The following is a 22,379-nucleotide window of genomic DNA, read 5'->3' as shown; positions in this document are numbered from 1 at the left end:
AACACCATGTCCGGTCACATTCCCCTGCCGTCCGATCCCATCGATCTGCCGCTGCTCCCGCTGCGCGATGTGGTGGTGTTCCCTCACATGGTCATCCCGCTGTTCGTGGGCCGGCCCAAGAGCATCAAGGCGCTCGAGCTTGCCATGGAGGCCGAGCGCCGCATCATGCTGGTCGCGCAGAAGGCTGCCGCCAAGGACGAGCCCTCCGTCGACGACATGTTCGAAGTGGGTTGCGTCTCGACCATCCTGCAGATGCTGAAGCTGCCCGATGGCACCGTGAAGGTGCTGGTCGAAGGCCAGCAGCGCGCCCGTGTGGCCCACATCGAAGACGGCCAGACGCATTTCTCGGCCAATGTGGTGCCGCTTGAGGCGGCCGGTGCCGCGGGCACCGAGGTCGAGGCGCTGCGCCGCGCGGTGATGCAGCAGTTCGACCAGTACGTCAAGCTGAACAAGAAGATCCCGCCCGAGATCCTCACGTCCATCGCCAGCATCGACGATGCCGGCCGCCTGGCCGACACCATTGCGGCCCACCTGCCGCTCAAGCTGGACAACAAGCAGGCCGTGCTCGACCTGTCCAACGTGCAGCAGCGTCTTGAAAGCCTGTTCTCGCAACTGGAGCGCGAGGTCGACATCCTGAACGTCGACAAGAAGATCCGCAGCCGCGTGAAGCGGCAGATGGAAAAGAACCAGCGCGACTTCTACTTGAACGAGCAGGTCAAGGCCATCCAGAAGGAACTGGGCGAGGGCGAGGACGGCGCGGACATCGAGGAGATCGAGAAGAAGATCATCGCCGCCAAGATGCCCAAGGACGCCCGCAAGAAGGCGGACGCCGAGCTCAAGAAGCTCAAGCTGATGTCGCCCATGTCGGCCGAGGCGACGGTGGTGCGCAACTACATCGATGTGCTGGTCGGGCTACCCTGGAGCAAGAAGACCAAGATCAAGCACGACCTTGCGAACGCCGAGACGGTGCTCAACGAGGACCACTATGGCCTGGAGAAGGTCAAGGACCGCATCCTCGAGTACCTCGCGGTCCAGCAGCGCGTCGACAAGGTCAAGGCGCCCATCCTCTGCCTCGTGGGCCCGCCCGGTGTGGGCAAGACCTCCCTGGGGCAGTCCATCGCCAAGGCGACGGGCCGCAAGTACGTCCGCATGGCGCTGGGCGGCATGCGCGACGAGGCCGAGATCCGCGGGCACCGCCGCACCTACATCGGCGCTCTGCCAGGCAAGGTGCTGCAGAGCCTGAACAAGGTGGGCACGCGCAATCCGCTGTTCCTGCTGGACGAGATCGACAAGCTGGGCACCGACTTCCGCGGCGACCCGTCGTCGGCCCTGCTCGAGGTGCTCGATCCGGAGCAGAACCACACCTTCGGCGACCACTACGTCGAGGTCGATTTCGACCTGTCGGACGTGATGTTCGTCGCGACGTCGAACTCGATGAATATTCCGCCGGCGCTGCTGGACCGGATGGAAGTGATCCGCCTGTCGGGCTACACCGAGGACGAGAAGACCAGCATCGCACTGAAGTACCTGCTGCCCAAGCAGATGGGCAACAACGGCGTGAAGGACGACGAGCTGCTGGTGACGGAAGACGCGGTGCGCGACATCGTGCGCTACTACACCCGCGAGGCCGGTGTGCGTTCGCTGGAGCGCGAGCTCTCCAAGATCTGCCGCAAGGTGGTCAAGGGCCTGCTGCTGAAGAAGCTCACGCCCAAGGTCACGGTCGACAGCGGGAACCTCCATGACTTCCTGGGTGTGCGCAAGTACAACTTCGGCCGCGCCGAGCAGCAGAACCAGGTGGGCCAAGTGGTCGGCCTGGCGTGGACCGAGGTGGGCGGCGACTTGCTGACCATCGAGGTGGCCACGGTCCCGGGCAAGGGCATCATCACGCGCACGGGCTCGCTAGGCGACGTGATGAAGGAGTCGGTCGAGGCTGCGCGCACGGTGGTCCGCAGCCGCGCCCGCCGCCTGGGCATCAAGGATGAGTTGTTCGAGAAGAAGGACATCCACATCCACGTGCCCGACGGCGCGACGCCCAAGGACGGCCCGAGCGCGGGCATTGCGATGACGACGGCGCTGGTCTCGGCGCTCACCGGCATCCCGGTGCGCAGCGACGTGGCAATGACCGGCGAGATCACCCTGCGCGGTGAAGTGACGGCCATCGGCGGCCTGAAGGAAAAGCTGCTGGCGGCCCTTCGTGGCGGCATCAAGACGGTGCTGATCCCCGAGGAGAACGCCAAGGACCTGCAGGACATTCCCGAGAACGTGAAGAACGGCCTCGAGATCGTGCCGGTCAAGTGGATCGACAAGGTGCTCGAAGTGGCGTTGGAAAAGCAGCCCACGCCGCTGTCGGACGAGGAGGTCGCTGCGTCCGCTGCCGCCATGGCCGAGCTGTCCAAGCAGCGTGCGGGGGAGCCGCGCACCGAAGGTTCGGTCAAGCATTGAAGAATTTGGGGCTGGTGCTTGCATTGGCCCGAAAAAGAGCCCTATAATCTAAGGCTCGGTTCTGCGGGAATAGCTCAGTTGGTAGAGCGCAACCTTGCCAAGGTTGAGGTCGACGGTTCGAGACCGTTTTCCCGCTCCAGTTTTAAGGAGGAAGCCGCAAGGCTTCTTCCAGCGTCCGATCAAGACGCGGGAATAGCTCAGTTGGTAGAGCGCAACCTTGCCAAGGTTGAGGTCGACGGTTCGAGACCGTTTTCCCGCTCCATTTTTGGAGGAAGCCGCAAGGCTTCTTGCAGCCCGATCAAGACGCGGGAATAGCTCAGTTGGTAGAGCGCAACCTTGCCAAGGTTGAGGTCGACGGTTCGAGACCGTTTTCCCGCTCCAGTCTCAGGTCCAAGACCGCCTTGTCTGCCCCTCACGGGAGTCCAGCAAGGCGGTTTTGTTTTGTGCCTGCCCCTTTTCCATCCTTGGTGCCAGTGACGGCGTTTCGGCGTGCTGCCGGCGCCAGATCGTGGTGGCGTCGCGCCCCCCTCCAGAGGCGGTGGACCTGAGCCGCGCCCGACGCTGGGGCCGCTACCAGTCCTCCTTGACCGCCAGCACCATGTCCTGCGAGGCGGCGGCACGTGCGGAGAACCAGGCGGTGAGTGTTCCTGCCCCGATCACCGCCATGCAGAGTGCGGCCAGCCGTCCAGGTGGCAGCAGCATGTCCATCGTCCAGCGGAAGCTCTGTGGATTGACCACCTTCACCAGCACGGCAGCCACGGCGATGCCCAGCCCCAGTCCTGCCAGCGCGCCAATGCCGGTCCAGGCGGCGCCTTCGCCCGCAACGAGGCGGCGAACCTGGCTTGGCATGAAGCCGAGGTGCGCCAGAAGGCCGAATTCCTTGCGCCGCGCGAGCACCTGCGCGCTGAAGCTGGCCGCGATGCCGAACAGGCCGATGGCAATGGCCACGGCCTGCAGCCAGTAGGTCACCGCAAAGCTGCGGTCGAAGATGCGCAGCGACACCGCGCGCAGCTGTGCGGTCGATGCGGTGTCCAGCGCGTCAGCCGCACCGAGCCGGACGCGCGCGAGCCCGTCCAGCGCCTGGCGGATGCGTGCTTCGTCCGCATCGGCGGCCTGCCAGAGCGACAGCTCGCTGGCCGCGCCATCGCCGGTCAGGGCCTGGTAGTCATCCCGGCTGATCGCAATGGCGCCGAACTGTCGTGCGTAGTCCCGCCACACGCCGGCCACGAAGAAGCGGCCCGCCGGAAGTCCGAATGCCGCATCGAGCGACACCAGCGTGCCGCCCACGCGCGCGCCATGCAGCGACAGCATGGGCTCGCTGACGTAGACAGGGATGCGGCCGGGCGGTGCGGACAGCGTCGGCCCGGTCAGCGGCAGGCTGTCGCCGGGCGCGCCCGGATCGATGGGGCGGGCGAGCAGGCTCACGGCGGGTGCCGCCGGATCCAGTTGCAGCAGTCGGATGCGTTGCGGCGCGACCCGCACCACCCCGGGGATCGCCTGCGCGGCCGCCACGAAGTCGGCGTCGAACGGCGCCAGTTCGCCCGTTGCGGCGCCGGCCGCGCGGACATAGAGGTCGGCCGGCAGCACGACGTCCAGCCAGCGCGTGACCGATTCGCGGAAGCTCGCGACCATGACAGTGAGCGCTACCGACAGCGCCAGGCTAGCCACGACCCCGCTCAGGGCGATGGCGGCGGTGCCGCGCATGCGCCGGGCGCGCTCGATCGCCATCAGGGGCAGCAGCCGGCCTGCAAGCCGCGGAGCCAGCCAGCCGTAGAGGACCTGGATTAGCCATGGCAGGGTGGCGATGCCGCCGACCAGCAGCAAGGCCACCGAGGCATAGGCGGCCAGCGGCATGCCCAGGATCGGTGGGACCAAGGCGAGGGCGCCGCCGGTGCCCATCAGGGCGAGGGCCGGCCACAGGCGCCCGCCCCGGCCCGAGGCGTCGCCCAGGCCCTTGAGCGTCTGCGCCTCGGGCAGCCGTTGCGCGGCGCGCGCCGGCCACCAGCCGCCGGCCAATGCGGCCAGCGTGCCCAGCACGCCATAGGCGAGCGTGGCCGCCGGGTCGACGCGCAGGGGCGGTGTCACGTCGCGGAAGTAGCCACCGCCCAGGTCGCCGCCGAGCAGCCGGAGGGCGGCCCAGGCCAGCGCCAGGCCGAGTGCCAGACCCGCGGCGCTGCCGACGGCCCCCAGCGCCAGCGACTCGGCCAGCACCAGGCGCAGCCGCTGCCGCGCGGTCAGCCCCAGCACGCCGAGCAGAGCGAACTGCTGCGCACGCTTGGCCACCGACAGGGCCAGCACCGAGAAGACCAGGAAGGCGCCCGTGAACAGCGCCACCAGCGCCAACACCGTGAGGTTCACGCGGTAAGCCCTGGAGAGGTTGCCGATGCGCTGGGCCTCGTCGGCCGGCTCGGCAAGCCGCAGGGCAGGCGTCCAGGCGGGCAGGGCGCGGATGGCCTGGGCGAGCGCCTCGCGGTCGGTGCCGGGCGCCAGGCGCAGGTCGATGCGGCTCAGGCGCCCCTGCCGGCCCAGGAGGGCCTGTGCGGCACCGATGTCCATCACGGCCAGCGGCGAGCCGGCGGCCGCAACGGTGCCGGCAATGTCGAGCTGTCGGGCTGCGCCATCCGGCATGCGGAGTTCGAGCTGCTCGGCACCGCTGCCGAGCGATTGCCGCGCTGCCGCGTTGAGGAAGGCGCGTTCCGGCAGCAGCATGGCCAGCCGATCGTCACCCCGGCCCGGAAAGGGCATGGGCATCAGCGAAGGCGAAATGGCGGGCAGCACCAGCGCGTCCAAGCCAAGCAGGCGCAGGCTGGTCAGCCTGCCTTCGCGGGTGCGCAACAGCACCTGCGCCTCCAGCACCGGACTGAGCAGCGCCACCTGCCTCAGGCCGGCCAACTGCCCGAACAGGGCTTCGTCCAGGTCGCCCTGCACCGCACGCACCTCCAGATCCGGCTGGCCGTTGACGGTGCGCGTCGCCCGCTGGAATTCGTCCAGCGCCGAGTTGTTGATCAAATGCACCGAGAACGCCAGCGCCACGCCCAGCATGACGGCCAGCACGGCCGCCAGATGGCGCCACGGATGGTGGCGGACCTCCTGCCAGGAGAAGGTGTCGAGCAGCGAACACATCCGGCGATTGTGGGGGCCGGGCGGGTGTCAAAGACGGTGAAGCGTTTCACAATGGGGTCATGGTTGCTGGCGTGAACGTTGAATCGATCGAAAGGGCCACACTGGCCGCGGTGCCCCCCGATGCCCTGGAGGAATTGCCGGGCTGGCTGCTGGCCCTGGACCGCGGCACGGTGGGCCGGGCGCGCAGCGCGGTGCCCCTGCACCACGGCGTGCAGGACCCGTCGGTCCTTCCCCGCATCGAAGCGGCCTACCAGGCCTATGGCCTGCCGGCCGTGCTGCGCCTGCCCATCGAGACCCCGGGCTTCGAGACGCTCACCGAAGCCTTGCGCCAGCGCGGCTACGTGCCGTCCCGGCCTACCCAGGTGATGTGTGCCGACCCGGCCACCGTGGCGGCCAACGGCCGGCCGGAGGCCGTCCAGATATCCCCGACGCCGGGCGACGACTGGGCCCGCGTCTACCTGGGCGAGGGCTTCGATCCGGTCGATGGCCAGAGCCGGGTCCGTCTGCTGCGCCGGGCTCGGGATGCGGTCTACGTCAGCCTGCGCCTGGCGCAGGATCTCCCCGGCGGAGAGGCAGGCGATGTGGCGGCCGTGGGCAGCGGCTGCTTTGCCGAAGGCTGGATGGGCGTGCACGGCATGCGCACCCGGCCGCGCTTTCGCGGCCACGGCTTCGCGCGTCAGCTGATGGCGGCGATGGGTGCGGAGGCGGTGCAGCGCGGCGTGACCCGCACCTTCCTCCAGGTCGAGGCAGAGAACTACCTCGCGCGATCGCTCTATGCCCGGGTGGGCTTCTCGCCGGCCTGGCTCTACGTCTACTGGCAGCGGCCTGGCGCGGACGCGTTGCTCAAGTAGGTGCCGGCGCGCCCCGCTTCCGCGGCGTTCAGCGGAAGCCGTCGGTGCGCAGGTGCAGCCGGCGGTCGGCCCGCGCGGCGGCAGCGTCGGAATGGGTGACCAGGACCAGGCTGGCGCCGTGGGCCCGCGATTCGGACAGCAGCAGGTCCATCACTTTCCCGGCCGTTGCCGGGTCCAGGTTGCCGGTGGGTTCGTCCGCCAGCAGCAGGCCCGGGCGATGGACCAGCGCCCGGGCAATGGCCACGCGTTGCAACTGACCGCCCGACAGCGCCTGCGGCAGCCGCTGGCCCAGGCCCTGCAGGCCGACCGCCTCGAGCATCCGCGCGACGCGCTGCGCCATCTCCTGCTTGCGGCCCAGCAGCATCAGGGGCAGCCCCACGTTCTGGGCGACATCGAGGTGGGGCAGCACATGGAAGGCCTGGAAGACGAAGCCGACATGCGCGCGACGCCACAGCGCGCGCTGCTCGGCGCCCATGGTGCCGAGGTCCCGCGGGCCATGCAGCACGCGCCCCTCGTCCCAGTGGTCGAGGCCGGCCATGCAGTTCAACAGCGTCGACTTGCCGACACCCGACTCGCCCACGATGGCCACGAACTCGCCCGGCGCGACCGTCAGGTCCAGGTGGCGGAACACCGGTCGTGCGTCCGCGCCCTGGCCATAGAACTTGCCGAGTCCCTCGATACGGAGGGGCACGGCGCGCGAGGCCGTTTCCGTCGCGCGCCCGTCGGGCGCCGCTTCTGGCTGGGGGCGGCGGTTCATGCCCCGTCCTTCGCGAGCGCTTGCCGGACCCGCGCCACGATCTGGTCGGCCGCGGCCGTCGCGTCACAGGCGATCACTTCGCGACGGCGCATGCTGCGCAACCAGGTGATCTGGCGTTTTGCCAACTGGCGGGTTGCGGCCACGCCCCGCTCGCGCAACTCGGCCAGTTCGGCGCGCGTGGGGAGACGGCCTTGGGTGGCGTCGAGCATCTCCCACGCCTGCCGATAGCCGACGCAGCGGATCGAGGGCAGGGCCGGGTCCAGGTCGCCGCGCTGGCGCAGGCGCCCGACTTCGTCGAGGAAGCCACCGGCCAGCATGGCGTCGAAGCGTTGCGCGATGCGCGCGTGAAGCCAGGCCCTGTCTTCGGTCTCCAGCGAGAGGAGCAGGGCCTCGCCGCTCGCCAGCGTATCAGGGGCCGGATGCTCGCCCTCGCGGCGATGGAAGGCGGAGAGGGGGCGGCCGCTGCTCATCCAGACCTCCAGCGCCCGCTGGATGCGCTGGCTGTCGGCAGGCGCCAGGCGGGCGGCGGTGTCCGGGTCGACGTTCGCCAGACGGGCATGCATGGCCGGCCAGCCGTGCTCGGCGGCCTCGGCGTCAATGCGCCGGCGCAGTTCCGGGTCGGCGGCCGGCATCGCGTCCAGCCCGTCGAACAGCGCCTTGAAGTACAGCATCGTTCCACCGACCAGCAGGGGGAGGGCGCCGCGCTGGCGGATCTGGCCGATCAGCCGCTGGGCGTCGGCCACGAAGGCGGCGGCGCTGTAGCGCTCGGCCGGGTCGAGGATATCGATCAGGTGGTGCGGCACGGCCGCGCGCTCGTCCGGCGTGGGCTTGGCGGTGCCGATGTCCATGCCACGGTAGACCAGGGCCGAGTCGACGCTGACCACTTCCACCGGCGTCGGCAGCGCAGCCGCCACGGCCAGCGCGGCGGCAGTCTTGCCGCTGGCGGTCGGGCCTGCCAGGGCGATGTAGCGCAGGTGCGCGGTCATGTGCAGGGGCCGCTCGGCACGGGCGCCGGGCGCGATGAACGTCTGCCGCGCGGGGCAAGGTCGGGCGAGGGGGGAGAGCAGGAAGCCGGGAAGCACGCAGGCATCCTGCCGAGGGTAGCAAATCGCCCGGCGCCCGCCGCAGCGACGGGGGCCAAGGCCGCGCTCAGGTGCCCAGCGGCTGGGGCGGCTTCACCGCCTGCGGCACGGCGGCGCCACCCGCCGGGCGGCTGAGGCCCGCCGCCGGCTCGCCAGTGGCGAGAGCGGGGGCGCCAAGTGCGCGTTCCTTCATCTGGAACAACTGGGCCAGGGCGGCGCGGTACTGCGCCTCGCCGACGGAGTTGGTGCTGTGGTGGGAGCCACCTTCCACCAGCACGAACATCTTCTGGCCCGTGGCCGCCTCGTAGAGCTTGCGGCCCAGGGTGGGATTGATCAGGGTGTCGTTCGAGCCATGCACTACCAGCAACGGCGAGCCGATGGACTTGACCTTCGCCAGCGACTCGAAGCGCTGGGTGATGAAGGGCTTGAAGGGCAGCCAGCCCCATTTGAAGCTGCTCACCACGTCCGAGATCGAGGTGAACGTGCCTTCGACGATGGTGCCGGATTCGTCGCGCACATCGGCGGCCAGGTCGATGCCGATGGCGCCGCCCAGCGAGTGACCGAAGATGTAGCGGCGTTGCTTGGGGTACTTGGCGGCCAGCCATTTCCAGGCGGCGCGCGCGTCTTCGCGGGCGGATTCCTCGGAAGGCAGCGTCTTGGTGCTCTTGCCGAAGCCCCGGTAGTCGATGGCCAGCACCGAGAAGCCGAGCTCGTGCATGCGGCGAATGCGCGGCGCCGAGCCGGAAACGTTGTAGCGCGCGCCGTGCAGGTACAGCATCACGGGCGTGTCGCGCGACATCGGCGCATCGCCCAGCCACAAGCCGTGCAGGCGCACGTCTTCGCCGTCGGGGGTGCGGTAGTCGATCCACACGTCGTCCATGCCCACCGTCATCTCCGCGGTGTTGCCCCAGCTCAGGTCGCTGGGCTGGAAGATCCATTCGCGTTGTTGGGCGTCGAGCGTGGAGCATCCGGCACCGACCAGGACGGTGAGGGACAGGGCCGACGCGATGAGGGACCAACGTTTCATTGGGCAAACAGAGACCGGATGGCGGGTCGAAGTTCACAGGGATTTGCAACTACGGCCCCTGAGCACCGTGTGGGTGACGGCCCGTTACAGGCCTTGCACACCCTTGCCCGCATGCAACGGCCGTGCCCGCCTTTCTGACGACGGTGTAAACCCCAGTGCCACCGCCACGTAGGACGTTGCCTGCGCGAGCTCCTGTTGCGGCGCGTTCCCGCCCTGCCGTCTCAGCGCCCGCGCAGGAACAGTCCGTCCAGATCGCGCACGCTCAGCTGCCGCCATGTGGGGCGCCCGTGGTTGCACTGGTCGGAGCGCTCGGTGGCTTCCATCTGGCGCAGAAGTCCGTTCATTTCGTCCAGCGTGAGGCGCCGGTTGGCCCGCACGGCGCCGTGGCAGGCCATGGTGGCGAGCAGTTCATGCTGGGCGCGCTGGATGACGGTGGTGGCTTCGTGCTGGGCCAGCTCGGCCAGCACGCTGCGGGCCAGGGCCACCGGATCGCCGTCGGCCAGGGACGCCGGCACGGCACGCACCGCGAGGGTGCGGGGCGAGAAGGGCGAGACCTCCAGGCCCAGGGCGCCGAGCACCTCCGAGCAGGTCTCGACCGTGGCCACCTCTTCCGGCGTGGCCGCGAAGGTGGCGGGAATCAGCAGCGGCTGGCTGGCGATCGCATGGCCGTCGAGCTGGGTCTTCAGGCGCTCGTAGACGATCCGCTCGTGCGCAGCGTGCATGTCGACGATGACCAGGCCCTGGGTGTTCTCGGCCAGGATGTAGATGCCCTGCAGTTGCGCCAGCGCACGGCCCAGCGGCCAGTCGCTGGCAGCCGTGGCTACGACCTCCGGTGGGGTGGAGGAGGGGCGCAGGGCGCCAGCCGCCGCGCCGCCGGCCGTCCAGGGGGGCTGGAGTGGGGCGTCGCCCAAGCCGGCCGTGAGAGCAGGGGACGTTTCGCGCCCCGACCCCGGTGCCGCCGCTGCAGACGGTGCCGCAGGCGCGGTGGGCCACATGGCCGCCCAATCCCCGGCGCCCCGCTCGGCCGCGAACGGAATGCCGGACTGCCGCCATGCCGGCGCCGCAGCCGGCGCGTCGTAGCCTCGCAGCAGGGGGGCGGGCCGGCCGGTGCCGCTGTCGTCCGTGCTTGCCGCGCCGGCGGCGCGCGGCGCCGCCAGGGCGTTCTCGATGGCATGGCGCACGGCGCTGTGCACTTCGCGGCCATCGCGAAATCGCACCTCGATCTTGGTGGGATGCACGTTGACGTCCACGCGCGTCGGATCGATCTGCAGGTGCAGCACGAACACCGGCTGGCGCTGGCCATGCAGCACGTCCTCGTAGGCGGCACGCACCGCGTGCAGCAGCACCTTGTCGCGCACGAAGCGGCCGTTGACGTAGAAGAACTGCTGGTCGCCGCGGCTGCGGGCCGCATCCGGCACGCCGGCATGGCCACGAACGTGCAGGGCGCCCTCGTCATGGTCGACCTGCACGCTCTGGCCGATGAAGTCCTCGCCGAAGACATCCGACAGGCGCTGGGCGGGCGTGTCGGCGATGCGCCACTGCTCGACCAGCCGGCCTTCGTGCCAGATCGCGAAGCCCACGTCCGGACGCGCTAGCGCATGGCGGCGCACCGCCTCGATGCAGTGCGCCAGTTCGGTGGCATCGGTCTTGAGGAACTTGCGGCGCGCCGGCGTGGCGAAGAACAGCTCGCGCACTTCCACCGTCGTGCCCTGGCTGCGGGCCGCTGGACGCAGCTCGCCCGTGCGGGCGTCCAGTTGCCAGGCGCTGTCCGCCCCACCGTGGCGCGACAGCAGGCTCAGCTCGGCGATGGAGGCGATCGAGGCCAGCGCTTCGCCGCGAAAGCCCATGGTGCCGACCGACTCGAGTTCGGCCAGGCTGGCGATCTTGCTGGTCGCATGGCGGCGCAGCGCCAGCGGCAGCTCGTCGCGCGGGATGCCGCCGCCATCGTCCTCGACGGCGATCAGTCGGACACCGCCGGCGGCCAGCCGCACGGTGATCTGGTTTGCGCCGGCGTCCAGGGCGTTGTCCACCAGTTCGCGCACGACCGAGGCGGGCCGCTCCACCACCTCGCCGGCGGCAATCTGGCTGATGAGTTCGTCCGGCAGGTCCCGGATGGGCCGTCGGCTCGTGGAGGAGGAGGAAAGGAGGGCGCTCACGGCGGGATTTTAAGAATCCGTCAACAGGCGGCCCGGATAATGCCGCGCCATGGACATCGTCGCCTTCCTGATTGACTTCATCCTCCACGTGGACAAGCACCTGGAGGCCTTCGTCGCCGCCTATGGCACCTGGGTCTATGTGCTGCTCTTCCTCATCGTCTTCGTGGAGACCGGCGTGGTGGTCATGCCCTTCCTGCCGGGCGATTCGCTGCTGTTCATCGTCGGTGCGCTCTGCGGCGCGGGGCTGATGAACCTCGGGATCGCCATCCCGGTGCTCCTGGCCGCGGCCGTCCTGGGCGACCAGTGCAATTTCGCCATCGGCCGCCACATCGGACCCCGTGTCTTCCAGTGGGAGAACACGCGCTTCTTCAACCGCAAGGCCTTCGACCAGGCGCATGCCTTCTACGAGCGCTACGGCGGCATCACGATCGTGCTGGCGCGCTTCATGCCCTTCATCCGGACCTTTGCGCCCTTCGTGGCGGGCGTGGCCGCCATGAGCCGCTCCAAGTTCACGGCCTTCAACGTCGGCGGGGCCGTGCTGTGGGTGGTGGGCATCTGCGCGGCAGGCTACTTCTTCGGCAACCTGGCCTTCGTCCGCGAGCATCTGGACAAGATCATCTGGGCGCTGATCCTGGTGCCCGGCCTCATCGCCATCTTTGGCGCCTGGCGCGGTTCGAGGGCCTCGAACGCGCCGGCCGCAACGGCGCGCTGAGGCTGCTCAGCGCCAAAACAACGGAGGCCGCGTTCGCGGCCTCCGTTGTTGATGGCGGGCGTTCCGCTCAATAGCGGCGGCTGCCGTCCGGGTAGTAGTACTGGTTGTTGTAGTTCTGCTGGTCGCGCTGGCGGCCGATCTCGTTGCCGACCAGACCGCCAATGGCCGCGCCGCCCACGGTCGCTGCCGTGTTGCCGCCGATCGCATTGCCCACGACGGCGCCGCCCAGTGCGCCAACGCCGGCACCCAACTGCTGATTGGGGCCCGCGGCGCAGCCGGCCATCAAGGCCGCCGCACCGATCGCGGCGGCAGAAATCCAAGTGCGAGTCTTCAACATGGTGTCCACCTTTCTGGAATGTGATGGCCAGATGGTGTGCTCGTCGGTCTTTTCGCGCCTGTAGGAGCGGTCCGCCGGCCGCTGTGCGTCGCGGCGGTCCCGCTCTGAGAGACGCCGTGCGCGCTGCGCGAAGGCCGCCGCATTACAGCGCGCGGCTGCGCGCCAGAGGCGGGTTCTGGCCGAAATAGCGGTGGATGCCCTTCAACAGCGCGTCCGCCATCTCCTCCTGATAGGCCACGCTGCGCAGCTTGGCTTCTTCTTCCGGATTGCTGATGAAGGCCGTCTCCACCAGCACACTCGGAATATCGGGCGCCTTGAGCACGGCGAAGCCGGCCTGCTCGACGTCGCCCTTGTGCAGCCGGGCGCCGATGCGGCGGAATTCGCCCAGCATGGCGCCGCCGAGCTTCAGGCTGTCCTTGATCTGCGCGGTGGTGCTCATGTCGAACAGCGCGCGCTGCACCTGTATCTCGTGCTCGCCGATGCTGATGCCGCCCACCTGGTCGGACTGGTTCTCCTTGTTGGCCATCCAGCGGGCGGCACTGCTGGAGGCACCGTTCTGGCTGAGCGCGAACACGCTGGCGCCGCGCGCCGCTGGCGTGGTGAAGGCGTCCGCATGGATGCTGATGAACAGGTCGGCCTGCACCCGCCGCGCTTTTTGCACCCGCACGTTCAGCGGCACGAAGAAGTCGTCGTCGCGGGTCATGAAGGCGCGCATCGGGTTGCCGCCCAGGGTGCTGCCATTGATGCGGTCACGCAGGCGCCGGGCCACCTGCAGCACGATGTCCTTCTCGCGCGTGCCGTTGGGGCCGATGGCGCCAGGGTCTTCGCCGCCGTGTCCGGGATCGAGCGCCACGATGATGATGCGATCGGTGCGGGTGGAGGTGGCCACGTTGGGCTCGGGCCGTTGTGGCCGCGCAGGCGCCGGGCGCGGCGCCTCGGCCAGCACCGGGGGCGCCGCCGGCGCCACGGGCGTGGGCGGCGCAGGGGGGGGCGGACGGACGGCCTTCTGCGCGATCAGGTCCCCTAACGGATCGGTGGCCGGGACGGGCCGTGCCGGCACGGGGGGCGGGGCCTGGACCACCGGCGGCGCCACCGCCACGGCAGGGGGCGCAGGCGGCAGCGGGGCGGCAGGTGATGCGCCGGTATGGGTGTCGCGCAGGCGCTCGGCGATCAGCGATTCGAGCGGGTCGAGCGCTTCCTGTGGGTACAGGTCGAGCACCAGACGGTGCTTGTAGGCCGCCACGGGCGCCAGCGAGAACACCTGCGGCCGCACCGTCTGCTTGAGGTCGAACACGATGCGCACCATGGTGGGCGTGTTCTGGCCCACCCGCAGCCCGGCGATGTAGGGATCGTCGGCTTTGACCTTGCCGACCAGGTCGCGCAGGGCTGGGTTGAGCGTGATGCCCTCGATGTCCACCGCCAGGCGCGGCGGGTCGCCCACCACGAGCTGCTGCGACTGCAGCCGCGCGTCGGACTCGATGGTGATGCGCGTGTAGTCGGCGGCCGGCCACACGCGCACGGCCACGATGGAGGCGCCGTGCGCGATCTCGGCCGCGCCCATCAGCAGCACCAGGCTGCCGGCCTGCTGCAGCCAGCGCCGGCGCTCGGGCTGCACGGGGAGCAGGGCGTGGGTCAGGGGCGCAGCCTCGGCGGCAGCGCCGGCGGGAGGGTGGGATGGCGTGCGGCGACGGCTCATGGCGCAACAGCCGCCAGCAGGGCCTGGCCGTTGGGGGTGAAGGCGCGCAACTGCACGCGGCGCATGTCGTCGGCGTCTGGGGTCATGGCTTCGATGTGGATGGCGAGGTCCTCGGTGGGCAGGTAGCCGGCGGCCTGGCCGGGCCACTCGGCCAGCTTGAGTCCGGGGCCGGCAAAAAGGTCCCGGAATCCGGCGTCTTCCCATTCGCGTGGGTCGCTGAAGCGGTAGAAGTCGAAGTGGTAGACCGGCCGGCCGTTTGGCGTCGTGTGCGGCTCCACCACGGCATACGTGGGGCTCTTGATGCGGCCCTGGACGCCGAGCGCGCGCAGCAGGTGGCGCACGAAGGTGGTCTTGCCGGCACCCAGGTCGCCGTGCAGCGCGATGAACGCCTGGCCCAGCGCGGGCCGGGCCTGCATGGCCTGCGCCAGCGATTGGGCGAAGCGTGCGGTGTCCTCCTCGCCCTGCCAATGCAGCGTGCGGGAGGCGATTTCTACAATCGGACGGTGACTGCGGTCGATGCTCAACTCGTGGCTCGGATTCGTGCGTGGGCCGGGGAGCTCGGATTCTCCCAAATCGGCATCGCGGGCATCGACCTGTCCGACGCAGAGCCCGGCCTGGCGGAATGGCTGGCCCAGGGCTTCCATGGCGAGATGGGGTATATGGCGGCGCATGGCATGCGTCGCGCCCGGCCGGCCGAGCTGGTGCCGGGCACCCTGAGCGTGATCACCGCCCGCATGGACTACCTGCCGCGCCAGACGCCCGAGGACTGGCAGGCCGTCGAATGGTCGCGGCTGGAGCGGCCCGGCGAGGCCATCGTGTCGCTCTATGCCCGGGGGCGGGACTACCACAAGGTGCTGCGGGCCCGCCTGCAGAAGCTGGCCGACCGGCTGGCCGCCGAGATCGGGCCTTTCGGCCACCGTGTGTTCACCGATTCCGCGCCCGTGCTGGAGGCCGAGCTGGCCAGTCGCAGCGGCCAGGGTTGGCGGGGCAAGCACACGCTGGTGCTCAGCCGCGAGGCGGGCTCCATGTTCTTCCTGGGCGAGATCTACGTCGACCTCGCCCTGCCGCCGACCGAGCCGGTGGCGGCGCACTGCGGCCGCTGCACGGCGTGCATCGATGCCTGCCCGACCGGCGCCATCCTCGGGCCGCACCGGCTGGATGCGCGGCGCTGCATTTCCTATCTGACCATCGAGCACGCGGGAGTCATCCCGGAGGCGCTGCGTCCTGCGATGGCCAACCGCATCTACGGGTGCGACGACTGCCAGCTCGCCTGCCCATGGAACAAGTTCGCGCAGCGCAGCGCGCTGCCCGACTTCGATCCGCGCGAGGGCCTGACGGGCGTCACGCTGGCGCAGCTCTTCACCTGGACTGAGGACGAGTTCCTGCGTCGCACCGAAGGCAGCCCCATCCGCCGCATCGGCCATGAGCGCTGGTTGCGCAACATCGCCGTCGCGCTGGGCAATGCATTGCGCCGGGGCGATGCGTCGGCCGCAGTGGCGCTGACGTCGCGGCGCGACACCGCCACGCCCCTGCTGCGCGAGCACATCGACTGGGCGCTGGCGCAGGCGCGCACCGCCGAGTCCGCCTGAGGCGGGCGCTCAGCGCGGCAGGCTGAGCGCGAAGGGCAGGCTGACGATCCCCAGCAGGGTCGAGAGCGTCACCAGCGCCGCGACGTACGCGCCGTTGTAGCCCATGCGCGCTGCGAGCACGTAGGCGCTCGATGCGGTGGGCACGGCCGAGAAGGCCATCAGCACTGCCGCCTGCGCCCCGTGCAGCCCCAGAAGCCGGCACAGGCACCAGGCCACCAGCGGCAGCACCAGATGCCGGATCGACAGCACCGCGACGCCCAGCGCCTTGCCGCGGTTGAGGGCACCGAACTGCATGCCCGCGCCCGCCGCCAGCAGGCCCAGCGCCAGCGAGGCGGCGCCCAGCCGGCCGAGCGTCGGCTGCATCCAGTGGGGCACCTGCATACCCAGCAGGTTGATCACCAGTCCGCTGGCCGTCGCGATGATGAGCGGATTGCGTGCCAGCTGCCGCAGGAAGCCGCTGTTGGCATGCCGCGCCATCGGCCACACCGCCGCCACGTTCATCAGCGGCACGCACACGCCGATCAGCACCGCGATCACAAGCAGCCCCTCGGCGCCGGCCAGGCGCTCGGCCACGGCCAGGCAGATGAAGGAGTTGAAGCGGAAGGCCACCTGGGCGCTGGCCGCGTGCTCGCGCCGGTCGATGTGCCGTCCCAGCCAGGGCAGGTGGGGCAGCGCATAGGCGAGCGCGATGCCGGCCAGCCCCACACCCAGCCCGGCGGCCAGCAGGTGCGTGGCGGAGCCGAAGTCGATGGGGCTCTTCACGATCGAGTGGAAGAGCAGGACAGGAAAGAGAAAGTAATACACCAGGCTCTCGACCTGGTCCCACACCCGGCGGTCCAGGGCGGTGTAGCGGCACAGCAGCCAGCCGCAGGCGATGAGGGAGAAGTCCGGAAACAGCAGCTGCGCGTAATTCACCGGCCGAGCATAAACCGCGCACTTATAGGTATCCCTCAAGGTCCGGCGCAGGGCTGCCGCTAGGATGCGCCGCACGCGGGAAGCGAATCCGCCCTTTCAAGAAACGAACCTGGAGTCAATCCGATGCAACGTCGCCACTGGAACGTCATCGCCGCTGCCGCCCTGCTGGGTGCGCTGGCTGCCCCCGCTGCCTGGGCGCAGGGCTACCCCGACAAGCCGATCGAGCTGCAGGTGCCCTTCGCACCCGGCGGCACCACCGACATCGTGGGCCGGGTCATCGCCGACCCCTTGGGCAAGGTCCTGGGCCAGCCGGTCGTGGTCACCAACAAGGCCGGCGGCGGTGGCGTGGTGGGCGCGTCCGAGACCGCACGCGCCACCCCGGACGGCTACAAGCTGGGCGTGGCCACCGTGTCCAGCACGGCCGCCAATCCGGCGATCAACCCCAAGACGCCGTACGACCCGATCAACGATTTCACGCCCATCATCAACATCGCCGCCACGCCCAATGTGATCGCGGTGCATCCCAGCTTCCCGGCCAAGGACTACGCGAGCTTCGTGGCCGAGCTCAAGAAGAACCCCGGCAAGTATTCGTACAGCTCGTCCGGCACCGGCGGCATCGGCCACCTGCTGATGGAGCTGTACAAGAGCATGACCGGCACTTTCGTCACGCACATCCCCTACCGCGGTGCTGGCCCGGCCCTGAACGACACCGTGGGCGGCCAGGTGCCGATGATCTTCGACAACCTGCCCTCGGCGTTGCCCTTCATCAAAGCCGGCAAGCTGGTGCCCATCGTGGTGGCTGCGCCGCAGCGCCTGAAGGACCTGCCCAACGTGCCCACCTTCAAGGAAGTGGGCCTGGAGCCGGTGAACCGCATGGCGTACTACGGCATCCTCGGCCCCAAGGGCCTGCCGAAGGATGTCGTCGACAAGATCAGCGCCGGCACCCGTAAGGCCCTGGAAGACCCGGCCGTGCGCAAGCGCATCGAAGACACCGGCTCGATCATCGTGGCCAACACGCCCGAGCAGTTCGCCGCGCAGATCAAGGCCGAGTTCGCGGTCTACAAGGACGTGGTGAAGAAGCAGAATCTCAAGCTCGACTGAGCGTTCTGTTCTTGCCCTGCCTGCCGCTGCGGGCACGGCGTTCTTGGAGCCGCCCTCGGGCGGCTCCCTGTTTTTTTGCATGTCCATGACCCCTCCGGCCTCCACCGCCGCCACGCCATCGCCCGCCGACATCGACGACTTCATCGACGCGCTGTGGCTGGAGGAGGGCCTGTCGCGCAATACGCTGGCCGCCTACCGACGCGACCTCTCGTTGCTGGCGCAGTGGCTCGCGCCCCGCGGCGTGGCCCTGCCAGCGGCGCGAGAGACCGATCTGCAGGCCTACATGGGCGAGCGTCTCGCGCAGCGCGGCAAGGCCACCTCGGCCAACCGCCGGTTGACGGTGTTCAAGCGCTACTTCCGCTGGGCGCTGCGCGAGCACCGCATCGTGGCCGATCCCACCCTGCGCCTGCTGCCCGCGCGCCAGCCCGCGCGCGTGCCCAAGACGCTCAGCGAGGCGCAGGTGGAGGCGCTGCTGGGGGCGCCCGACGTCGCCACGCCGCTCGGTCTGCGGGACCGCGCGATGCTGGAACTGATGTACGCCAGCGGCCTTCGCGTGAGCGAGCTGGTGGGCCTGCGCCTGGTCGACCTCGGCCTGCAGGAGGGCGTGCTGCGGGTGATGGGCAAAGGCAGCAAGGAGCGCCTCGTGCCTTTCGGGCAGGAGGCGGAGCGCTGGATTGGCCGCTACCTGGCCGAGGCCCGTTCGGCCATCCTGGGCGGCCAGCAGAGCGGCGACCTGTTCGTCACTGCACGTGGTGCCGGCATGACGCGGGCCATGTTCTGGGTGATCGTCAAGAAGCACGCCGAGGCGGCGGGCGTGCGTGTGCCGCTGTCGCCACACACGCTGCGCCATGCCTTTGCCACGCACCTGCTCAACCACGGCGCCGACCTGCGTGCGGTGCAACTGCTGCTTGGGCATGCCGACATCTCCACCACCACGATCTACACCCATGTGGCGCGGGAACGCCTGCGCCAGCTGCATGCGCGGCACCATCCGCGTGGCTGAAGCCGGGCGGCTGGCCGCCTGCGGCAGCCGACGACAGGGGGCGCTGGCATGATCCGGCCATGATCTCTACGACCGATTCATTCCTGCGCCGGCGCCTGTGTCGCGGCGCTGTTCTCGTCGCCTGTGGCGCGGCCCTCGCTGCCGCGGGCTTGCCGGCTTTTGCCCAGGATCTGCCCAAGACCGTGCGCCTGGTCGTGGCCTATCCGCCCGGCGGCGTGGCCGACGTGGTGGCGCGGACCCTGGCCGAGCGGCTGGCGGCGCAGACCGGCAGCACCTTCGTCGTCGACAACAAGGCCGGCGCCAGCGGCACCATCGCCATGGAGGCCATCGCCAAGGCGGCACCGGACGGCGCGACCCTGGGCTTCTCGGCCATCAGCCCGCTCGTGCTGAGTCCCCACCTGGGCAAGCTGCCTTACGACCCGCTGCGCGACCTGTTGCCGGTCGCCAGCGTCATGTACTCGCCGGTGGTGCTGCTGGCCACCTCGGCCGAGGGCAGCGCCGACATGCGCGCCCTGCTCGCCAAGGCGAAGGCGCAGCCCGGCGCGGTGCGTTGGGCAACGTCCGGGCCTGCTTCACTCGGTCACGTGATGCTGGAGCAACTGCGGGCCAGCGCCAAGGTCGACATCACCCATGTGCCCTACAAGGGCGGCGGCCAGCAGATGACCGATGCGCTGTCCGGCCAGTTCGAAGTGCTGTCCACGAACGCCGGGCCGGCGGTCGCCATCCAGGTAAAGGCCGGCAAGCTGCGGCCCCTGGCCGTCGGTGCGCCCGCGCGGCTGGAGAGCCTGCCCAACGTGCCGACCCTGGCCGAGCTGGGTTTCAAGGACGCCAATCTGTCCTCGCAGTTCGGCGTGTTCGCCCCGGCCGGGCTGCCGCAACCCTTGCAGGCTCGCTTCAACGCGGAGATCAACACGGCGCTGCAATCGCCGCAGATGCGTTCGCGCCTGACCACCACCGACAACGTGCCGACCGGCGGAAGCCCCGCGGCCTTCGCCAAGGAGATCGCGGCCGAATACGAGAACAACGGCCGGATCATCCGCGCGGCGGGCATCAAAGCCGATTGATCTCCGTGGGACTGCGTCTTCGGGGCCGGCGAGGCCTGCCCCACGGGCGGCCGGCGTCGCTGGCGCCTATGTCGCGTCCGCCGCCAGCCCCTGCAGTTCGTCTTCAGTGAAGCCTGCCCGCGAGCGTGCGTCCATGTTGAAGGGGGGCTTCAGCCGCGGCGCCTGATGCGCGCGGTACAGGTGGCGGTAGTGGATCAGCGGCTCCAGGCCCTCCCGCTCGCACAACCACCGGTACCAGCGGTTGCCCACCGCCACATGGCCGATCTCGTCGCGCAGGATGATGTCGAGGATGGCCATGGCAGCGTGCGCATCGGGCGTGCCCACACGCGCCAGCTTGGCCTGGATGAGGGGCGTCGCGTCCAGCCCCCGGGCTTCCAGCGTGCGGGGCACCAGGGCCATGCGGGCGACCACGTCGTCGGCCGTCTTCTCGCACATCGTCCAGAGGCCGTCGTGGCCGGGAAAGTCGCCGTAGCGCCAGCCCATGGACTGCAGGTGGTCGTGGATCAGCGTGAAATGAAAGGCCTCCTCGTCCGCCACCCGCAGCCAGTCGCGGTAGTAGTCGGCCGGCATGCCGTCGAAGCGCCACAGCGCGTCGAGCGCCAGGTTGATGGCGTTGAACTCGATATGGCAGATGGCATGCACCAGCGCGGCGCGGCCCTCTTCGGTGAAGGGCGAGCGGGTGGGCACGTCCTTGGCCCCCACGCGCACGGGTCGTTCGGGACGGCCGGGCACGTCGGCATCGTCGCCCGGCAGCCGGATCGGCTCCGTCCAGCAGGCGTCCTCAGGCGGCCTCGGCGCGCAGTCGATCGCCAGCGCGCGGGTGGCCGCCACCTTCTGGGCGGGATCGGGAAGGACAAGCGCCTGCAGCGCGCGCAGCCGGGGGTGCATCCCTACAATTCTATTTTTCGCCCGCGGCCTGCCCGCGCACGCACCCCACGACACCAGGAGACGACAAGCATGGCCCTCTACGAACTCGATGGCACCGCCCCCCAACTCGCCGAAGGCGCATGGGTGGCCGACAGCGCCGAGGTGATGGGCAATGTGAGCCTGGCCGAGAACGCCAGCGTCTGGTTCGGCGCCGTCGTGCGGGGCGACACCGAGCACATCGCCATCGGCCGCAACAGTAATGTGCAGGATCTGTCGATGCTCCATGCCGACGTCGGCTGCCCCCTGACCATCGGCGAGAACGTCACCGTCGGCCACCAGGTCATGCTGCATGGCTGCACCATCGGCGACGGCTCGCTGATCGGCATCCAGGCGGTGGTCTTGAACAACGCCCGCATCGGCCGCAACTCCATCGTCGGCGCCGGCAGCGTGGTGACCGAAGGCAAGGAGTTCCCGGACAACTCGCTGATCATCGGCTCGCCGGCCAAGGTGGTGCGTACCCTGGACGATGCCGCCGCCGCCAAGCTGCGCCAGAGCGCGCAGCACTATGTGGAAAACGCCCATCGCTTCGCGAAGGGCCTCAAAAAGATCGGCTGACCCCTTCGGCGCAGTGCGCCGGCCCGTCGGCCGAGGAAAGCAACCTTGAGCGAACTACACACCTTCCTCTTCGACGGCCTGCCGGTGCGCGGCATGATCGTGCGCCTGGACGGCGCCTGGCAGGAGATCCTTGCCCGCCGCGCCGCCAACACCCAGACGGGCGCCTATGCACCGCCCGTGGCCGAACTACTGGGCGAGATGACCGCCGCAGCCACGCTGATGCAGGCCAACATCAAGTTCAAGGGCTCCTTGATCCTCCAGATCTTCGGCGACGGGCCGGTCAAGGTGGCCGTGGCCGAGGCCCAGCCCGACCTGAGCCTGCGTGCCACGGCCAGCGTGGTGGGCGGGGTGTCGGCCACCGCCGGCCTGGCCGACCTGGTGAATGTGGGCAACAAGGGCCGCTGTGCCATCACTCTCGATCCCAAGGAGCGCCTGCCGGGCCAGCAGCCCTACCAGGGCGTGGTGCCCCTGTTTGGCGACCGTGGCGAGCGCCTGGGCAAGCTGTCGGACGTGCTGCAGCACTACATGCTGCAGAGCGAGCAGCTCGACACCACGCTGGTGCTGGCCGCCGACGAGCAGGTGGCCGCGGGCCTGCTGATCCAGCGCCTGCCGTTGGCCGGCGAGGCCAATCTGGCCGGCAGTGCCACCGCGCGGGACGAGGACGAGATCGGCCGCAACGAGGACTACAACCGCATCTCGACGCTGGCCAGCAGCCTCACGCGGGCCGAACTGCTGTCGCTGGACATCGAGACCATCCTGCGGCGCCTGTTCTGGGAGGAGCGGTTGCTGCGCTTCGCGCCGCGCGACGGCATGCTTGGCCCGCGCTTTGCATGCACCTGCAGCCGCGACCGCGTCGCCAGCATGATCCGCAGCCTGGGACGCGAGGAGGCCGACGACATCCTGGCCGAGCAGGGCCGCATCGAGGTGGGATGCGACTTCTGCGGTCAGCAATACCGCTTCGATGCCGTCGACACGGCCCAGATCTTTGCAGGGCCGCCGGGACAGGTGCCGGGCAGCTCAATCGTTCAGTAATCGTTCAGCT

Annotated in this window: 19 protein-coding genes and 3 tRNA genes; 12 read left to right on the top strand and 10 right to left on the bottom strand. The window is 69.7% G+C overall.

Features of this window, described 5'->3' with window-relative positions; all coding sequences use genetic code 11:
- The first annotated feature begins 6 nt into the window (after nucleotides 1-6).
- The 4 genes from lon to DFR41_RS12450 all read left to right on the top strand — a co-directional run bounded on the left by lon (nucleotide 7) and on the right by DFR41_RS12450 (nucleotide 2,823).
- Nucleotides 7-2,442 carry an endopeptidase La gene (gene lon / locus DFR41_RS12465; RefSeq protein ID WP_114802915.1) on the top strand — a complete coding sequence of 812 codons (2,436 nt, stop codon included), beginning with the start codon at nucleotides 7-9 and terminating at the stop codon, nucleotides 2,440-2,442.
- 63 nt (nucleotides 2,443-2,505) lie between these two features.
- Nucleotides 2,506-2,581: transfer RNA gene (locus DFR41_RS12460), tRNA-Gly, on the top strand.
- A gap of 47 nt (nucleotides 2,582-2,628) precedes the next feature.
- Nucleotides 2,629-2,704, top strand: a tRNA-Gly gene (locus tag DFR41_RS12455).
- Between the two features lie 43 nt (nucleotides 2,705-2,747).
- A tRNA-Gly gene (locus DFR41_RS12450) sits at nucleotides 2,748-2,823 on the top strand.
- Nucleotides 2,824-3,012: 189 nt separating this feature from the next.
- Here DFR41_RS12450 and DFR41_RS12445 read toward each other — a convergent pair.
- Nucleotides 3,013-5,565 (bottom strand): FtsX-like permease family protein, encoded by a 2,553-nt coding sequence (locus DFR41_RS12445; protein ID WP_114802914.1) that lies wholly within the window; start codon nucleotides 5,563-5,565, stop codon nucleotides 3,013-3,015.
- A 71-nt stretch (nucleotides 5,566-5,636) separates the two neighbouring features.
- Here DFR41_RS12445 and DFR41_RS12440 point away from each other — a divergent pair, with 71 nt between their 5' ends.
- The gene (locus DFR41_RS12440; RefSeq protein WP_244917731.1) at nucleotides 5,637-6,416 is read left to right on the top strand and encodes a GNAT family N-acetyltransferase; all 780 of its coding nucleotides are present in this window, start codon (nucleotides 5,637-5,639) and stop codon (nucleotides 6,414-6,416) included.
- Between the two features lie 28 nt (nucleotides 6,417-6,444).
- Here the strand turns inward: DFR41_RS12440 and DFR41_RS12435 are convergent, their stop codons facing one another.
- The 4 genes from DFR41_RS12435 to mutL form a co-directional block, all read right to left on the bottom strand.
- Nucleotides 6,445-7,107: an ABC transporter ATP-binding protein gene (locus DFR41_RS12435; protein WP_043117412.1), complete on the bottom strand. Its 663-nt coding sequence runs from the start codon at nucleotides 7,105-7,107 to the stop codon at nucleotides 6,445-6,447.
- Nucleotides 7,108-7,169: 62 nt separating this feature from the next.
- Nucleotides 7,170-8,159 carry a tRNA (adenosine(37)-N6)-dimethylallyltransferase MiaA gene (gene miaA / locus DFR41_RS12430; protein WP_114803110.1) on the bottom strand — a complete coding sequence of 330 codons (990 nt, stop codon included), beginning with the start codon at nucleotides 8,157-8,159 and terminating at the stop codon, nucleotides 7,170-7,172.
- Between the two features lie 163 nt (nucleotides 8,160-8,322).
- Entirely contained in the window at nucleotides 8,323-9,282 is a 960-nt protein-coding gene (locus DFR41_RS12425) for an alpha/beta hydrolase (protein ID WP_114802912.1), read from the bottom strand.
- A 221-nt stretch (nucleotides 9,283-9,503) separates the two neighbouring features.
- Nucleotides 9,504-11,438, bottom strand: coding sequence for a DNA mismatch repair endonuclease MutL (gene mutL / locus DFR41_RS12420; RefSeq protein ID WP_114802911.1), 1,935 nt, complete (start codon nucleotides 11,436-11,438; stop codon nucleotides 9,504-9,506).
- Nucleotides 11,439-11,487: 49 nt separating this feature from the next.
- On the opposite strand from mutL, the gene DFR41_RS12415 reads away from it, so the two are divergent.
- The gene (locus tag DFR41_RS12415) at nucleotides 11,488-12,150 is read left to right on the top strand and encodes a DedA family protein (protein ID WP_017761536.1); all 663 of its coding nucleotides are present in this window, start codon (nucleotides 11,488-11,490) and stop codon (nucleotides 12,148-12,150) included.
- Between the two features lie 67 nt (nucleotides 12,151-12,217).
- Here DFR41_RS12415 and DFR41_RS12410 read toward each other — a convergent pair whose 3' ends face one another.
- The 3 genes from DFR41_RS12410 to tsaE all read right to left on the bottom strand — a co-directional run bounded on the left by DFR41_RS12410 (nucleotide 12,218) and on the right by tsaE (nucleotide 14,707).
- Nucleotides 12,218-12,487: a glycine zipper domain-containing protein gene (locus DFR41_RS12410; RefSeq protein ID WP_017761537.1), complete on the bottom strand. Its 270-nt coding sequence runs from the start codon at nucleotides 12,485-12,487 to the stop codon at nucleotides 12,218-12,220.
- Nucleotides 12,488-12,629: 142 nt separating this feature from the next.
- A complete protein-coding gene (locus DFR41_RS12405) occupies nucleotides 12,630-14,048 on the bottom strand; it encodes an N-acetylmuramoyl-L-alanine amidase (protein WP_244917745.1) in 1,419 nt (472 codons plus the stop codon).
- Nucleotides 14,049-14,179: 131 nt separating this feature from the next.
- Nucleotides 14,180-14,707, bottom strand: a complete 528-nt coding sequence (gene tsaE / locus DFR41_RS12400) for a tRNA (adenosine(37)-N6)-threonylcarbamoyltransferase complex ATPase subunit type 1 TsaE (protein ID WP_017759386.1) — start codon at nucleotides 14,705-14,707, stop codon at nucleotides 14,180-14,182.
- A gap of 12 nt (nucleotides 14,708-14,719) precedes the next feature.
- On the opposite strand from tsaE, the gene queG reads away from it, so the two are divergent.
- Nucleotides 14,720-15,772 carry a tRNA epoxyqueuosine(34) reductase QueG gene (gene queG, locus DFR41_RS12395; RefSeq protein ID WP_043114320.1) on the top strand — a complete coding sequence of 351 codons (1,053 nt, stop codon included), beginning with the start codon at nucleotides 14,720-14,722 and terminating at the stop codon, nucleotides 15,770-15,772.
- Between the two features lie 9 nt (nucleotides 15,773-15,781).
- On the opposite strand, the gene DFR41_RS12390 is transcribed toward queG, so the two are convergent.
- Nucleotides 15,782-16,687: an AEC family transporter gene (locus DFR41_RS12390; protein ID WP_017759388.1), complete on the bottom strand. Its 906-nt coding sequence runs from the start codon at nucleotides 16,685-16,687 to the stop codon at nucleotides 15,782-15,784.
- 123 nt (nucleotides 16,688-16,810) lie between these two features.
- Here DFR41_RS12390 and DFR41_RS12385 point away from each other — a divergent pair, with 123 nt between their 5' ends.
- The 3 genes from DFR41_RS12385 (at nucleotide 16,811) to DFR41_RS12375 (ending at nucleotide 19,855) form a co-directional block, all read left to right on the top strand.
- Entirely contained in the window at nucleotides 16,811-17,788 is a 978-nt protein-coding gene (locus DFR41_RS12385; protein WP_114802909.1) for a tripartite tricarboxylate transporter substrate binding protein BugE, read from the top strand.
- Nucleotides 17,789-17,867: 79 nt separating this feature from the next.
- Nucleotides 17,868-18,791: a site-specific tyrosine recombinase XerD gene (xerD, locus tag DFR41_RS12380; protein ID WP_017758526.1), complete on the top strand. Its 924-nt coding sequence runs from the start codon at nucleotides 17,868-17,870 to the stop codon at nucleotides 18,789-18,791.
- A 59-nt stretch (nucleotides 18,792-18,850) separates the two neighbouring features.
- Nucleotides 18,851-19,855, top strand: a complete 1,005-nt coding sequence (locus DFR41_RS12375; RefSeq protein WP_114802908.1) for a Bug family tripartite tricarboxylate transporter substrate binding protein — start codon at nucleotides 18,851-18,853, stop codon at nucleotides 19,853-19,855.
- A 66-nt stretch (nucleotides 19,856-19,921) separates the two neighbouring features.
- On the opposite strand, the gene DFR41_RS12370 is transcribed toward DFR41_RS12375, so the two are convergent.
- Entirely contained in the window at nucleotides 19,922-20,743 is an 822-nt protein-coding gene (locus tag DFR41_RS12370; RefSeq protein ID WP_114802907.1) for a ferritin-like domain-containing protein, read from the bottom strand.
- A gap of 69 nt (nucleotides 20,744-20,812) precedes the next feature.
- Here DFR41_RS12370 and DFR41_RS12365 point away from each other — a divergent pair, with 69 nt between their 5' ends.
- Together DFR41_RS12365 and hslO are read left to right on the top strand one after the other, a co-directional pair.
- On the top strand, nucleotides 20,813-21,337 hold the full coding sequence (locus DFR41_RS12365; protein WP_114802906.1) for a gamma carbonic anhydrase family protein: 525 nt from the start codon (nucleotides 20,813-20,815) through the stop codon (nucleotides 21,335-21,337).
- Between the two features lie 45 nt (nucleotides 21,338-21,382).
- Entirely contained in the window at nucleotides 21,383-22,369 is a 987-nt protein-coding gene (gene hslO, locus DFR41_RS12360) for an Hsp33 family molecular chaperone HslO (protein WP_114802905.1), read from the top strand.
- Nucleotides 22,370-22,379: the final 10 nt, after the last annotated feature.

Origin of the sequence: Pseudacidovorax intermedius (assembly GCF_003350475.1) — a bacterium.
Classification (GTDB): Bacteria; Pseudomonadota; Gammaproteobacteria; order Burkholderiales; family Burkholderiaceae_C; genus Xenophilus; species Xenophilus intermedius.
The sequence above is the reverse complement of the archived record's forward strand: the minus strand, read 5'-3'. Positions and strand labels throughout refer to the sequence as shown.

Excerpts from the sequence above, each read along its gene's own strand:
- DFR41_RS12425 (WP_114802912.1), bottom strand. The coding sequence starts at position 9,282 with ATGAAACGTTGGTCCCTCATCGCGTCGGCCCTGTCCCTCACCGTCCTG.
- DFR41_RS12385 (WP_114802909.1), top strand. The coding sequence starts at position 16,811 with ATGCAACGTCGCCACTGGAACGTCATCGCCGCTGCCGCCCTGCTGGGT.
- DFR41_RS12405 (WP_244917745.1), bottom strand. The coding sequence starts at position 14,048 with ATGGGCGCGGCCGAGATCGCGCACGGCGCCTCCATCGTGGCCGTGCGC.
- DFR41_RS12415 (WP_017761536.1), top strand. The coding sequence starts at position 11,488 with ATGGACATCGTCGCCTTCCTGATTGACTTCATCCTCCACGTGGACAAG.
- DFR41_RS12410 (WP_017761537.1), bottom strand. The coding sequence starts at position 12,487 with ATGTTGAAGACTCGCACTTGGATTTCTGCCGCCGCGATCGGTGCGGCG.
- DFR41_RS12370 (WP_114802907.1), bottom strand. The coding sequence starts at position 20,743 with ATGCACCCCCGGCTGCGCGCGCTGCAGGCGCTTGTCCTTCCCGATCCC.
- xerD (WP_017758526.1), top strand. The coding sequence starts at position 17,868 with ATGTCCATGACCCCTCCGGCCTCCACCGCCGCCACGCCATCGCCCGCC.
- DFR41_RS12375 (WP_114802908.1), top strand. The coding sequence starts at position 18,851 with ATGATCTCTACGACCGATTCATTCCTGCGCCGGCGCCTGTGTCGCGGC.
- DFR41_RS12445 (WP_114802914.1), bottom strand. The coding sequence starts at position 5,565 with ATGTGTTCGCTGCTCGACACCTTCTCCTGGCAGGAGGTCCGCCACCAT.
- lon (WP_114802915.1), top strand. The coding sequence starts at position 7 with ATGTCCGGTCACATTCCCCTGCCGTCCGATCCCATCGATCTGCCGCTG.
- miaA (WP_114803110.1), bottom strand. The coding sequence starts at position 8,159 with ATGACCGCGCACCTGCGCTACATCGCCCTGGCAGGCCCGACCGCCAGC.
- DFR41_RS12365 (WP_114802906.1), top strand. The coding sequence starts at position 20,813 with ATGGCCCTCTACGAACTCGATGGCACCGCCCCCCAACTCGCCGAAGGC.